Source organism: Allobosea sp. LC85, assembly GCF_000735605.1.
Taxonomy (GTDB): Bacteria; Pseudomonadota; Alphaproteobacteria; order Rhizobiales; family Beijerinckiaceae; genus Allobosea.
In genome coordinates, this window is record NZ_JPKG01000007.1 from 67,808 (window position 1) to 81,136 (window position 13,329).

11 protein-coding genes, 1 tRNA gene and 1 pseudogene are annotated in these 13,329 nt (G+C 63.5%); 6 read left to right on the forward strand and 7 right to left on the reverse strand.

Features of this window, described 5'->3' with window-relative positions:
• Positions 1 to 183: 183 nt before the first annotated feature.
• A pseudogene (locus FG93_RS03970) lies at positions 184 to 1,840 on the reverse strand (FAD-binding dehydrogenase).
• 114 nt (positions 1,841 to 1,954) lie between these two features.
• On the opposite strand from FG93_RS03970, the gene recJ reads away from it, so the two are divergent.
• From recJ to FG93_RS03985, 3 genes are all read left to right on the forward strand, one after another.
• Entirely contained in the window at positions 1,955 to 3,757 is a 1,803-nt protein-coding gene (recJ, locus tag FG93_RS03975; protein WP_043232101.1) for a single-stranded-DNA-specific exonuclease RecJ, read from the forward strand.
• A 131-nt stretch (positions 3,758 to 3,888) separates the two neighbouring features.
• Positions 3,889 to 3,963, forward strand: a tRNA-Glu gene (locus tag FG93_RS03980).
• A gap of 478 nt (positions 3,964 to 4,441) precedes the next feature.
• Entirely contained in the window at positions 4,442 to 4,741 is a 300-nt protein-coding gene (locus tag FG93_RS03985; protein WP_043232102.1) for a hypothetical protein, read from the forward strand.
• A 674-nt stretch (positions 4,742 to 5,415) separates the two neighbouring features.
• On the opposite strand, the gene FG93_RS32255 is transcribed toward FG93_RS03985, so the two are convergent.
• The gene (locus tag FG93_RS32255) at positions 5,416 to 5,892 is read right to left on the reverse strand and encodes a hypothetical protein (RefSeq protein WP_152579295.1); all 477 of its coding nucleotides are present in this window, start codon (positions 5,890 to 5,892) and stop codon (positions 5,416 to 5,418) included.
• Between the two features lie 318 nt (positions 5,893 to 6,210).
• Here FG93_RS32255 and FG93_RS03995 point away from each other — a divergent pair, with 318 nt between their 5' ends.
• From FG93_RS03995 to FG93_RS04005, 3 genes are all read left to right on the forward strand, one after another.
• Complete coding sequence (locus FG93_RS03995) at positions 6,211 to 6,708, forward strand: hypothetical protein (protein WP_043232106.1); 498 nt, start codon at positions 6,211 to 6,213, stop codon at positions 6,706 to 6,708.
• Between the two features lie 210 nt (positions 6,709 to 6,918).
• Positions 6,919 to 7,419, forward strand: coding sequence for a hypothetical protein (locus FG93_RS04000; RefSeq protein ID WP_043232108.1), 501 nt, complete (start codon positions 6,919 to 6,921; stop codon positions 7,417 to 7,419).
• A gap of 576 nt (positions 7,420 to 7,995) precedes the next feature.
• Positions 7,996 to 8,457 (forward strand): L,D-transpeptidase, encoded by a 462-nt coding sequence (locus FG93_RS04005; protein ID WP_244448488.1) that lies wholly within the window; start codon positions 7,996 to 7,998, stop codon positions 8,455 to 8,457.
• 80 nt (positions 8,458 to 8,537) lie between these two features.
• Here FG93_RS04005 and FG93_RS31025 read toward each other — a convergent pair whose 3' ends face one another.
• The 5 genes from FG93_RS31025 to FG93_RS04025 form a co-directional block, all read right to left on the reverse strand.
• Positions 8,538 to 9,245, reverse strand: coding sequence for a hypothetical protein (locus tag FG93_RS31025; RefSeq protein ID WP_052513362.1), 708 nt, complete (start codon positions 9,243 to 9,245; stop codon positions 8,538 to 8,540).
• An 874-nt stretch (positions 9,246 to 10,119) separates the two neighbouring features.
• A complete protein-coding gene (locus FG93_RS04015) occupies positions 10,120 to 10,707 on the reverse strand; it encodes a protein-S-isoprenylcysteine O-methyltransferase (protein ID WP_043232111.1) in 588 nt (195 codons plus the stop codon).
• Positions 10,704 to 11,771, reverse strand: coding sequence for a hypothetical protein (locus tag FG93_RS04020; protein WP_152579296.1), 1,068 nt, complete (start codon positions 11,769 to 11,771; stop codon positions 10,704 to 10,706). The genes FG93_RS04015 and FG93_RS04020 overlap by 4 nt, the downstream gene beginning before the upstream one ends.
• 203 nt (positions 11,772 to 11,974) lie before the next feature.
• Complete coding sequence (locus tag FG93_RS33785) at positions 11,975 to 12,097, reverse strand: hypothetical protein (RefSeq protein ID WP_280114117.1); 123 nt, start codon at positions 12,095 to 12,097, stop codon at positions 11,975 to 11,977.
• Positions 12,098 to 12,462: 365 nt separating this feature from the next.
• Positions 12,463 to 13,278, reverse strand: coding sequence for an IclR family transcriptional regulator (locus FG93_RS04025; protein WP_152579297.1), 816 nt, complete (start codon positions 13,276 to 13,278; stop codon positions 12,463 to 12,465).
• Positions 13,279 to 13,329: the final 51 nt, after the last annotated feature.

The following is a 13,329-nucleotide window of genomic DNA, read 5'->3' on the forward strand; positions in this document are numbered from 1 at the left end:
CGCAGCTTCGGCTGGGGTTGCAAGCAAAAAGTGCAAAAACGGCATAAGGCCGCCGCATCTGACATATGTTTGCGGAACGGGCTGTCTAAAAAGCGATGAATGTCGCTGTTCTTCTCGCCTTTCCCTAAAGTACGCCGGCATGCCGCAGGCTCGTGACGCTCAGGGTCAGTCCGCCGGCGATGCTCAGCGCACCGCGCGCGCTGCTTCCCGCCCGGCAATCCTGCCTGAGAACAGGCAGCCGCCAAGGAAGGTCCCTTCCAGTGCGCGGTAGCCGTGCAGCCCGCCACCTCCGAACCCCGCCGCTTCTCCGGCGGCATAGAGGCCGGGCAGGGGCGCGCCATCGTCTCCCAGTACGCGCGAGGACAGGTCGCTCAGCAACCCGCCCAGCGATTTGCGCGTCAGGATGTTGAGGCGCACCGCGATCAACGGGCCATGGCGTGGGTCGAGGATGCGGTGCGGCCTCGCGGTTCGGATCAACCGGTCGCCGATATAGGCGCGTGCGCCGCGTAAAGCCGTTAGTTGCAGATCCTTGCCGAAGGCGCTCTCGGCCTCGCGGTCGCGGGCTTCGATCTCGGCGCGGAGACGCGCCTCGTCGATCAGGTTCTCGCCCGTCAGCGCGTTCATGCGGGCGCCGAGGTGCGAAAGCTCGGCTTCGACGATGAAATCCTCGCCCTTGTCCATGAACGCCTGAACTGGGCCCGGAATGCCGGCCGTGGCGCGCTCGATCACCTTGCGCCAGCTCTTGCCGGTGAGATCGGGATTCTGCTCCGAGCCCGAGAGCGCGAACTCCTTGGCGATGATGCTCCGGTCGAGCACGAACCAGGAATAATCAAAGCCGGTCTTCACGATGTGCTCGAGTGTTCCGAGCGTGTCGAACCCGGGAAAGAGCGGCACCGGCAATCGGTTGCCGCGCGCATCGAACCAGAGCGAGGAGGGGCCGGGAAGGAGGCGGATGCCATGCTTCGGCCAGATCGGGCTCCAGTTGTGGATACCCTCGACATAGTGCCACATCCGGTCGCTATTGATCAGGCGCGCACCGGCCGTTTCAGTGATCCCGAGCATCTTGCCGTCGACATGCTCCGGTACGCCCGACAGCAGGCGCTTCGGCGGCGCGCCCAACCGCGAGGGCCAGTGCCGGCGCACCAGGTCGTGATTGCCGCCGATGCCGCCCGAACAGACGATCACCGCCTGAGCCTTCAGCGCGAAATCTCCCGCGACGCCGCGGGAACTCGCCTCTCCGCGAGCGGCCCGGCTCGGTTCGAGGAGTTCGCCCGCGACGCCCTCGATCACGCCCGCGCTCTTCGTCAGGCGGGTGACGCGGTGGCGAAAGCGCAGCGAAACCAGCCCGCTTGCCGCGGCCTCGCGCACGCGTCTCAGGTAAGGGCTCGAGCAGACCGGGGCCGGTGCCCCATGTGACGTGGAAACGCGGCACCGAATTGCCATGCCCGGTGGCGAGATAGCCGCCGCGGTCGGCCCAGCCGACGATTGGAAACCAGCGGATGCCCTGGCCGTGCAGCCAGGCGCGTTTCTCGCCGGCGGCAAAATCGACATAGGCTCCGGCCCAGCGGCGCGGCCACTCATCCTCCTCGCGGTCGAAGCCGGCCGAGCCGAATCAGTCGTGCAGCGCAAGCGCGCGCGAGTCGCGGATGCGCAGCCGGCGCTGCTCCGGCGAATCGACCAGGAAGAGCCCACCAAAGGACCAGAATGCCTGTCCGCCGAGCGACTGTTCCGGCTCCTGGTCGAGCAGGATGACTTTGCGACCGGCATCCGCAAGCTCTGCCGTGGCAACGAGACCGGCGAGGCCTGCCCCTATGACGATGACGTCTGCATCGAGCGGCATGATCAGCCCTTCGTCAGGCCATTCCCCGCCGGCCACTATCGCCAAGCCGTCTGCGGCGACAAGGCGGCCTGGTTCAGGTTGACGAATGGCCCGGGCTGCGCGAACCCCTTGAACATGAATCTCATTGCCCAGCGCCCCTTCCTCGGTGTCACCGGCTCGGCACTCGGCCGCATCTGGCGGGACCGGCTCGATGCTGCCGGGCTCGGCCGTGCCGAGGCACTCACGCAGATTGAAGGGCTTCCTGATATCGTGGCGCGGGTGCTCGCCGGACGCGGCGTCGGGGCTGCCGATGCCATGCGCTATCTCGAGCCGAAATTGCGCGATCTCCTGCCCGACCCCTCGACGCTGGTTGGCATGGATGCGGCCGCTGCGCGCCTTGCAAGGGCGGTCGCAACAAGGGAGGCCGTCGCGATCTTCGGCGACTATGACGTCGATGGTGCCTGTTCCTCCGCCCTGCTGGCGGGTTTCCTGCGCGATGCCGGCGCCCGGCCGCGCATTCATATCCCTGACCGGCTGATCGAGGGATACGGCCCCAACAGCGAAGCCATTCGCATGCTGGCGGCCGAGGGGGCGACGCTCCTGGTCACGGTCGATTGCGGCACGACCAGCCATGAACCCCTGGCAGAGGCGCGCCGGCTCGGTCTCGATGTCGTCGTGCTCGACCACCACCAGGCACCCGAGCAGCTTCCGCAGGTCGAGGCGCTGGTCAACCCGAACCGCCAGGACGATCTCTCGGGGCTCGGCCACCTCTGCGCTGCCGGCGTCGTCTTCCTGACGCTGGTCGCGACCTCCCGCGAGCTGCGTCGGCACGGGCTCTGGGCCCAGCGTGGCGGCGAGCCCGATCTGCTCGCCGCGCTCGATCTCGTCGCGCTCGCGACCGTCGCCGATGTCGTACCGCTCAAGGGGCTGAACCGTGCCTTCGTCCGACAGGGCATCGCGATGCTGCGCGGCCGCACACGGGCGGGGCTCGCGGCGCTGCTCGACGTCGCCGGGCTCGATGGCCCCGTCCAGCCCTGGCATCTCGGCTTCCTGCTCGGGCCGCGCATCAATGCGGGCGGACGCATCGGTGATGCCGGCCTCGGCGCGCGGCTGCTGATGACCGCCGACGAGATCGAGGCGCGCAGCATCGCCGCCGAGCTCAACCGCTTGAACCAGGAACGGCAGGACATCGAGAAGCTCGCGGTCGAGGAGGCGGTGGCGCAGGCCGAGTTCGCATTGACGAAGGCTGAGGATCTGCCGGTCCTGCTGGCGCGTTCGGCGGACTGGCATCCCGGCATCGTCGGCCTCGTCGCGGCGCGCCTCAAAGAGCGTTTTCGCCGCCCGGCCTTCGCGTTGGCCCAGAACGGGGACGGTGGCGCCACCGGCTCGGGGCGTTCGGTCGCCGGCGTCGATCTCGGCCGCGCCGTCAGGCAGGCGGTGGATGCTGGCCTGGCGCTGAAGGGCGGAGGCCATGCCATGGCTGCCGGCGTCACGCTGGGGCCGGGGCAGGACGCGGCCTTCCACGCCTTTCTGGTCGAGCGCCTCGCTCCGGAGGTCGCCCAGGCGCGCGAATCGGAATCGCTGCTGGTCGATGCGGCGATGAGTGCGGGCGGCGCCAATCCCCGCTTGCTGGCCGAGATCGAGAAGGCCGGTCCCTATGGCGCCGGCTGCCCCGAGCCAGTCTTCGTCTTTCCCTCGCATCGCCTGGTCGATGCCGTCGAGATCGGCAGCGGCGGCCATGTCAGGATCAAGCTCCGCAGCGGCGATGGCGCCACGATCGGCGGTATAGCCTTCCGCGTAGCGCAGGAACCGCTGGGGCGTGCGCTGCTGGCGGCACGCGGCGAGAGCGTGCATCTGGCCGCCAGCCTCACCCTTAACCGCTGGGGCGGCAAGGAAACCGTGGAAGTCCGGGTGATCGACCTTGCCCGCGCGGCGTGAACGCATCTGGGCTGTGCATGACTGCTGCGAGGCAGCGAGAATTTGCCAAACTCAGGCTTGCCGATCCGGGAATGTCGCACTATAGCTCGCCCCGCTTCCGATGGGTTGCAACGAATTGCAACCGAAGCCCTGCGGCCTTCGTCTATCGGTTAGGACACCAGCCTTTCACGCTGGGGAGACGGGTTCGACTCCCGTAGGCCGCGCCACACTCCATAGGGGTGTCAAACATCTGAAATATGACGATAACCAGCGACGGAAAATCGAGGGTGCCCCCCCACGATGTCCCCCATTTGTGTCTCCCAGCGCGGCGCTCTAACGCATGGCGGCCAATTCTACCTACCGCCGACTCTGTCGATCGTTCGAGATCCCCGCCGGAATGACGACGAGCCCTGACACCACCTCGCGAGCATAAACGGCCAGAGCGTTCCCTATGGTCCGGGCAACCGCAAACCTGCGGGGGAGACTCTTTTCGCGGCGTGATCCAAGCATCTTCAGGTCGTGCAGCAGAGCGCGTATGCCTCCCTCGGGTCGCCTTTGAACTCGTAGATGCTCCATTCGTCGGATAGGGCGAGTCTGCTACCTAAGGCATTTTCCGTTCTGAGTACGTTCAGGTTCGCGGGTCGAAGTGGGAAACCCGTTAGCGTCCAGTACGTTGCCTGTGCACAACAGAAGGAGAACTGCGCGATGAAGCGCCTTGGCATCATGACCGCCTTATCTATCGCCGTCATCGGATGGGCCGGCATGGCCGCAGCCGATCCTTGGGAAGAGGGCGGAAAGAGGCGCTGGCGCGGTGGCTACGAACGTGACGACGACGGGTGGCGTGATCGCGGCTACGGCTACTATCGCGAGCGCCGCGCCTACAAGGAGGAGTACCGACACGGCGGCTGCAAGGTCAAGCGGAAGTGGGACGGCGACGAATACAGGGAAAAGGTTAAGTGCAAGCGTGGCTGGAACCCCCCGGCTTACGGCTATTATCGCTACTGACAATGTCGGTTGGGGTTCGTTGAAGCTGTCGTTCGGGTCCGCTACGGGGGAGTGCCAGCGGACGTTGCCACCCACGTGCTGTTGGCCCAAGCTAACATGCAGTTAATCGACCTAATAGCGGCGACCGAGTTTCGGTCTAACGATGACCTTAGGATACTTTATCGTTCAGTTTTTATTCACTTTTGACTGGTTACGTCTACCATCCACTTGATGGAGGGTGCCATGGGTGCGTTAAACCGGACGAGTGTCGTTGGCCTTCTGGCAATAGGCTTATCTATAGCCTCGTTGCCTCTTTCGACTACCGCGCAGGCCCGTGATGGCTTCAACGGCGCATTGTTTGGCGGTTTAGCGGCTGGCGCTATCGTCGGTGGCGCAATCGCCGGTGCTGGTCGAGGGTATGCTCCGCGACCTTACTACGAGCCCGCGCCCGTTTACGTAGCGCCGCGCTATTATGAGTCCGAGTGCTACGTCGTAAAGCGTCCAGTTTATGATAGCTGGGGCGATTTTGCTGGATACAGACGTGTCCGCGAGTGTGAATAGCTCGGAGCGTATGTTGAACTTTTTGAGCTGAGGGCAGTTCGACACAGGCCCTCAAGCTGGTGAGCGAATAGGCCCCGGAAGTCACCCTCCGGGGCCTCAATTCAATGCCGCCATACCGCCTAGGTGAAGTGACTTCACTCTTCGTCCCCACCCGGAACCATTGCCCGGTGCGCCCTGATCTTGTCCTTCAGGATCGCCTCACGGACCTCCGGATTCTCCTCGCCAAGGGCCCGTTCCGCTGCCTGCCGGTAAGCCCCGAGGATGCCCTTCAGGGCCTTGCTCCGTGACCCGTCGTACTCCTCATCGCCATCTGTCAGCTCTGGATTTGACCCGGTTCCGTGAACAGTCCACGGAACCGGGTCAACGTACCAACTGCTCCGGCTGAGACGCCGTTTCAGCTTCAAGGCTTCTGCCTTAGCCAGCCCATCGACCTCCTCATTCCGGAGGTGACCGGCATGAACCCTTTTGCCAACGCCATTCGAGCTTGGCCGGTTTCTCCGCCAGATCCACGCGCTGAAGCCAGAGGTCGCGATTGCTGACGGGGCTGATCGCCCGTGTTCACAACTGAACGTGAAGCGCAGCCAAGCCTTCTCAATTGCGAGCAAGCTCACCGGGGTGTAACTTCAGCGAGCGCCCAAAGTGCTGCGCAATTGCCGTTCCGCACGCCTGTTTCGGTCGGAATGATGCACGGAAGACAATTGCGCCGTGTCAGTCAATCACCTGCCAATCGCCGATCCGCGCTGGCTGCCTTCAGCACGATCAGGTCGGCCTGGAGGACCGGTTCAGCATGGCGCTTGCGATCCCGGGTGTGCCCGAGGTCGTCAGGCCGACGAGCGATGAGCATGCGGGCCAGGCTCGATGTTCTAGTGTGGCCTAACACGTGAAGGTTTCGCGATGTCTCGATAGCGCGCCAACCGCAGGAAGCGCTGATGGCGATCAAGGCCAGTTTTGAAGCTGACGAATGGAAACTGCTCCTCGGCAGCCCCCTGTTGGCCGGCATGGCTGTCACGCTTGCCGAACCCAACGGGCTGTGGGGCGTGTTCAAGGAGAGCCTGGCCAGCGGCCGCGCGCTTCTGAGCGCCAAGAGCGACGCGGACGCAGGCGAGCTTGCAAAGGCCATTGTCGCGGACATGGAGAGTTCCGAAGGTCGCGGTGAGGCGCGCGAGTCGCTTCGCGCCGAGCTGGCCGGTATATCCCCGGCTGATGCCAGGCAGAGCATTCTGGCGATGCTGACGCATGTCGCAGAGATCGTCGACGCCAAGGCTCCGGCCGAGGCTCCCGCGTTCAAGACATGGCTGTCGCATGTGGCGAAGACGGCGGCGGAAGCCGCGAGCGAGGGCGGTTTCATGGGATTTGGTGGAACCCAGGTCAGCGCAGCGGAGAAAGCCACCCTGGCGGATGTGTCCAAGGCGCTGCGCGCCGCCTGAGTGAGGCGCGTCACGCAAGCGCGCGCGTGAATGAGATAGGAGATCGACTGGGGCGCCAGGGAGCGCTGCGCAGCAGCGTAGCCCATGCGCCCTTTGAAGGGCGGGAGAGTTGGCCTGGGTGCAATCCGGCCCGCGGCGCGATGAATCGAAACCATCATCGCAGGCTTCGGGGCGACAGTGCCCAGGCGATCAGTTCGCGAGGATGGGCCAATGAAACATGCGCGAAGCTGCGGGCTGCTCATCATTGGTATGACCAGCTTCCTTCTGGTGCCACCCGCCCAATCCGCCGGTCTCCTGGATGACCTGGCGCGCGCGCTGTTCGGGCGACCTCAGCCGCCGCCCCAAGTCTATTTCGTTCAACCCGAGCCGCTGGCCGTGACCATTCGCCCCAAGCGGCGGCAGCAGCCGCGCAAACTCGTAGCGTCCAAGCCGACGCCACCCGTGGTCAAACTCGATCCGGCAGTTGATCAATACTGGTATCTGGATGACCCGACCTTGCGGCGCGGCGATATCATCGTGACCCATGCGGATGTGCTGGTCTTCGAAGGGCGCGCCGGCCAAAGCCATCGCGCCAACGATTTCACGGCCCTCAGCCGCTCCAAGCTCGTGTCGAAGGCGACGCAGCAGCGGGTCGGGGCGGCTGCCCGTGGCCACACGCCCGTGCTGCCCGCGGGCGTTCGAACGATGGCGGCTCGAGATCCGGCGGATTGATCCGTAGTCACTCGTAGCGTTGTTCGCGGTCGCGCCCGGCGCATTCAATATCCTGCTGCGCAGTTCGTGGCCCGCGCAGGCCGCTGAGGCTCCCTCTCCGAGCCGCTAGGTGCGGTGATCGGCTGGCGGGCAGTCACAAGACTGCGACGGTCCGGAAGGCCTCGTCCTAAGGCATCGGCCCGAAAAGTGGAATGCGGTTTTCGGGAAAGCCGATGCAAACACAAAAAGGTTAGATCATCGGACCGGATGCGATATCCGGTCCGATGATCTGGCTACGCCGCCGGGGGCGCTGCCTTGGCGTCGAAAACCGTGTAGGATGATAATGCCTCCACCCCGGCATGACCCTCTTGACTGTCATCATGCCGCGTACGGGTGAGCGCCCGCCGCTCCGACCTCATTGGCTCCCGGAGTGCGCGCAAAACTGCGCGTTACACTTCCTCTGGAGTAAACCCAAATCTTGCACTAATAGTCTTCGTGTTCTTGGTGTGAAGCGATCGTTGAAGTCGTCGGGACGCAGACGATCTGAGTGCAGGAAGCTTGGCAGTGCTCCGGACATGCATCGTGTTGGCGGCTATGATGGTCGCGATCCCAGTCAGCGCTCGCGAAACCGTTACCTATAAGGGAGATGCGTCACCAGGCGCCATCGTCATCAAGACAAAGGAGCGCCGGCTTTACCTGGTGCGAGGAGACGGAACTGCCATCCGCTACCGCGTCGCTGTCGGGAAGTCATCCAAGCAATGGCTCGGCGAGGTCGAGGTCGAGGGTAAGCATGTCGAGCCTGCCTGGTCGCCTCCCGATGAAATCAGGCGCGACAACCCAAATCTGCCGGACGTCATCCCCGGAGGCTCCCCACGAAACCCGATGGGAGCGCGCGCGCTCACATTGTCCGGCGGCGGTCAGTACGCAATCCATGGCACCAACAGGCCGGATTCCATCGGTACCTTCGCGTCTTATGGCTGCTTTCGCATGTTCAATGACGATATCGTCGATCTGTTCGATCGCGTCGGCGTCGGCACGCCCGTCATTGTCATGCGCTGACTGGCGCGCACGCGGCGGTTTCCGGCATCACCGGTTGCTCGTGGCGCACGCGCCAGCGAGCAACTGAGCGACGCCCCCGGCTATTGCTGGAGGGACGCCGGCGCGGTGTCGTCCCTGGCGCGCCCGCTATTGATGGCGCGCAGGCTGGCAATGTACTCAGGCGGGTAGAGCAGGGTATTGTCAGGGGCCTTCAGCCCCATGTACTGCGCAATCTCGCCAACCCATCTGTTGCAGTTATAGAGCACTGCGTGCCAGGCCGTCGGCTTCCGCTGCTTCTGCCTGATATAGGCCGCGACGCGGCGGTACTGCGCTTCAGTCAGCAGAACCCTGTATCGCGCCGAGATGTATTCATCCTCCAGGTCGCCATCGCTGGGGCCTGTCTCAGCTGGAACGGGAAGGACATGCCCGACAGACCAGAGTTGGGGGCCTTCGCCAGCCGGATGCAGGCCGGCGACCTGTTCCGCCCTGACCTGGCCGACCTCGCCCCGCGCATTCAGCCGGCCGTGGACGACAAAGGTATGGCCGTAACTGAGCGCATAGCGCGACCGGAACTCGACGAAATACTGACCGCTTCGCTGGTCAGCCTCCCGTCGCGACGCCCGGGTCGGCTTGCCGATCGAGCCGGTCGGCCGGGGATCCGGCGCGATAATCTCCTCGGAGGTCTCGGGAGGCGGCGCGTAGCGATCCTCCTGGGCACTCGCCGGGGCCAGCCAGAGAGACGATGAAATTGCAGCGGCACAAGCAAACAGAATGCTAGCGCGCGCTCGATTGTTTGAATCAAACCACACCGCAGAGCTCCGATTTCCGGAAGAACAACAGCCTCGGCGTTAGGCCCGACAACAGCGGCAGCCGTGTCATTAAACTCCCGGAAGGGTTACAAATCAAATGAAGAAAACGGCCGGATTGATCCGGCCGTTTTCAGTATATTGGGTGTCAGCCCTTCGTAACGATCGGAGAAGCAACTGGAGGCGGGGCCTTCCCCTTGCCCTTGCCAATAGCGGCACAGCCACCGACGCCTACCAACGCCACTGAAACGGCCAAGATCATAAGCTTTTTCATCGATTCGCCCTCGTTGAGAACATTCCAACTATGACTGAAACAAGTTCGCCTACTAGTGCGGATGCGCAACACCAAACCCACTTCCTTGCCCCCGGATAGCGGCAGTGCGGCACGACATCGAGTATTCCAAATATCCTCAGCACTTTCAATCGGCTAACGCCGCATCCTGCTGGAGCGAAGTCGTTCGTGGTTTCCGGGGGCTGAACCGGTCGAAGGTGCTCTAGCGTTGTCGATGCTTCGCTCGCCACTTACCGAGCGACGTCTCCGGCGTCGGGAGCGCATTCCTCGTCCGAGTACAATCGAACTCTGCAATTCTGGAATGGGATAGTTCTGTGCGACCGCCCGATCCCTGGTGGATTCTTGGGTTCCGTCGCTTCAGAACGTATTGACTGCACCAATATCGATCATTAGCCGGAAATGATCGCTGCGCCTGTCACGTGAACTTCAGCGATCGGTCCTGCCGGCCAGTCGCAGCGGCGGTCCCGCCGACGTACTTTGCAGGTGGTCAGCCGGAGCCCTGCCTCCTCCGTCGCGCCGCCCCATAGGGCCGAGCGCGCGACGGAGCCATGCGAACACGCAGGTCGCGAGACTGTGACCTGGCGCTCAGGCGTGGAATCTTGGCATGACGCGACCCGTCCGCGCCATGTAGTCGCCGTACTCAGTACCGAACGCGTCGAGCATCAGGCGCTCCTCCTGACCGACGCGGAAGAAATACAGCGTTCCAAAACCGACCAGGCCGGACAGCCCGGCGATGAAGTTGGGCAGCAGGAGAGCCTGGGCTATCGCCCAAAGCCAGAACGCCGAATACATGGGATGCCGGACATATCGGTACACGCCCTCTGTCACGAGGCGATGGCTCTCGCGGAGGTCCAGGGACACGGACCAGTTGCGGCCGAGAGCCCGGTGCGTGAGATGGAACAGGATGAGAGCCGCGATCGCGACAAGGGCGCCGAGCCAGGCAAGTGCCGGCTGAAACGGGTAGTTCGCAAAGCGCGGGAACCCGGTTGCGACATAGATGAAGGGCAGGAGTCCGAGGCCCGTGAAGGAAATGCTCAGCAGGATGATTTCCCGGAGTCCGCGAGCGCTCCGGGAAACCGGTGTCCGGCGGGCGCGCCGCTCATGCGGGATACGAATGATGTACCAGCCAATGGCAAGCAGGGCGTAGATCGCCTTGGCGATGCTCAGGGTCATCGCTTGGCGACCTCGGTGGAATGATCGCCCGTCAGGGCAGGGGAGTGCGTATCGCGAAATCGACCGTCGGCATCGAGTGCTTGCATGGCACCTTCCTTGGAATTGACCAGTTGTTCTGCATAGAGCGGCCCGCAGACGAACATGAAATAATCATACGGCGCGCGTCGATCATTGCCCCTGACGAACTGGCAATGCATCCGGTACCAGTTCCTGCGAATGCGGGGATAGCGGGCCGGATCAATCATGCGCCTGATGCTGACGCTGCGAATGACCGGGGAACCCGTGGCAGCCAGGCCCATCAGCGGCAGAGGATCGGCCCGGTAGAAATTCATGACGTCCGAGCGAGCCTGGTAGTCCGCCCAGAGCACGGCGCGGCAGGAACTCACCCGTCCGACGGCGGCGCGAAATCGACTTGCTGCGCGATGAAGCCCGATCTTGAGGGTCGAAGATCCCACGGAGAGAAAGGCCAGGCGGGGACAACCGTCCTGCTCGCCCAATCCGAGCTTCATCGCGTGGTCGATGAGATCGATGGCAAGCACGGCTCCAAGGCTATGCCCGACAATCAGGATCTCGTCCGCGGAGCCGCGACGCTGAGCCTCGACAAGATCGGCCGCCATGCGTTGCAAGCGCCCTTCGAGGATCGGATCGCCACGCCGGATGTACTGCCGGGCAAAGATCCAGTCATCAAAGAGAAGCCCGAGATAGACCCAACGGTCGGCGGCGAGAAACAGGAGGAGGAAAGCGCCAATCGCTGCCACTGTTCCCAACGTGCTCGAGTCCGTGGCTCGCGCCAAGGCCGCCCCACCAGCGAGCGAAAGCGCAGCAATGACCGCCAGTATCAGAAATGGGTAGAGAAAGAACATCGCGTAGCGCCAACTGGCGCGCAGATAGCCCCAGAGCGCTCCGGCAAGGGTAAAATCGACGAAGGCGAGGAGGCCCTGGGGAATGCGCCACCACATCGGGCGTCTGTTCGTGGCTTCGACCACATCGTCCCATCGGATCGCGCAATACTCGGTTTCAACCCGCCAGTTGGGGCCGGTCGTGCACACTTGCCAGGTCGACACGTCATCGCTGTTGGTGGCCTCCGACGAAACCGCGGAAGCCGCCCACACACGCTCAAAACGTCGCGCTTCCCTGACGAAGCGACCATGGACGACCTCCGGCTGCGCATGATCGTAGCCGCCGAGGTGATATACGCGACGTCTGAAAACACTCGAATCCGCCATCGCCGGCTATCCTGCTCCCAATGCGTGGCCTGCTCTTTTTGTTAGTGGATCGCCAGCGCTTGCGCCAGCGAGCAGCCATTCTGCCGAGCACGCATGTGGATGACCGGGACGGTCGCGTTGGCTGCCGCGAAAGGCCATTTGCCCGTTCGCTCGAGCAGAGCCATCGATTTTTCCTCGGCAGGGAGAGGTTCTCAGTCGAGCCATCGACATGTGCAGGGCGCGATCGTCAATGAAGTCCTCGACGAAGGGGGGCACCGTCCACGGGCCTACACTCGGAATCGGCTTGGCAAAACTCGTTCCACCAATTCGCAATGCGGGCCCTTTTTCAAGTCGTGTCTCCGCCCCAGGTTGCGGAGAGTGACGCTCCATCACGGCCACTGCCTTTCGTGACTGCAGCCCCGGCCACCGCGCCACGGCCAATCAGCGCGGATCGCCTCGCCTGGTCACGCGCGAATGTGAAACCCAACCCAGATCGGCCGATTCGTTGGATCGTCGCGCCTGGTTCTTCCGGGGCGAGGCGTATGAGGCGCTATCGCCCAGTTCCGGCATAGCCGAGCCCGCGCGATATCTCGTCTGCCGCCTCCACGACCTGCTCCGCCATCAGTGTGATCATCTCGGGTGTCAGCCGGGTCGAGGGCCCCGAGATGCCGACCGCCGCCTCGATCATGCCATCGGCACGCCTGATCGGGGCCGCCAGGCCATAGACGGTGCCGCGCCATTCGCCGAGATTGACGGCATAGCCCTGCGAGCGGATCGCAGATAGCTCATGCTGGAGCGCGTCAAGGCTATTGATGGTCCGTGGCGTGAAGGCGAGAAGATGCCGACCGATCTCTTCGACGACATGCGAAGACTGAAACGCGAGAATCGCCTTTCCGATCGCAACCGCATGGGCTGGAGCCTTGCCACCGATATCGGAACTGGCATGAAGTGGTTCGGGACTATCGATCTTGTCGATATAGATCACATCGGCCCCGGTGAGGACCGACAAATGCACGGTCTCGCGCGTGCGCAGGGCGAGTTCGGAGAGGTGGCGTTGCGCTTTGCGCTTCAGCTCAAGCCGGGCGAACAAGCCGACTCCCAACCCCCACAATTTCAGCGATAGCCCGCATCGTCCCGTGACGGGCTCACGAGCGAGATAGCCCGCATGTTCGAAGACGTCCAAAGCACTTTGAACGTGGCTTTCGCTCAGTTCGGTCTGCTCCGCCAGATCGCTAACGCTTCTCGGCTGAACGCTTTTGGCCAAGGCTTCAAGAATTATCAGGCCGTCTTGAAGTGTTCTGTCCATAGGGCGGGGTACCAGACTCCCAAATCGAAACGGCATTCCAGACGTCAGGGCGCGTGTCACGCACGCTCTTCTGCCGATTTCAGTCAGTATTCATGTCTGCAACAGCATGAA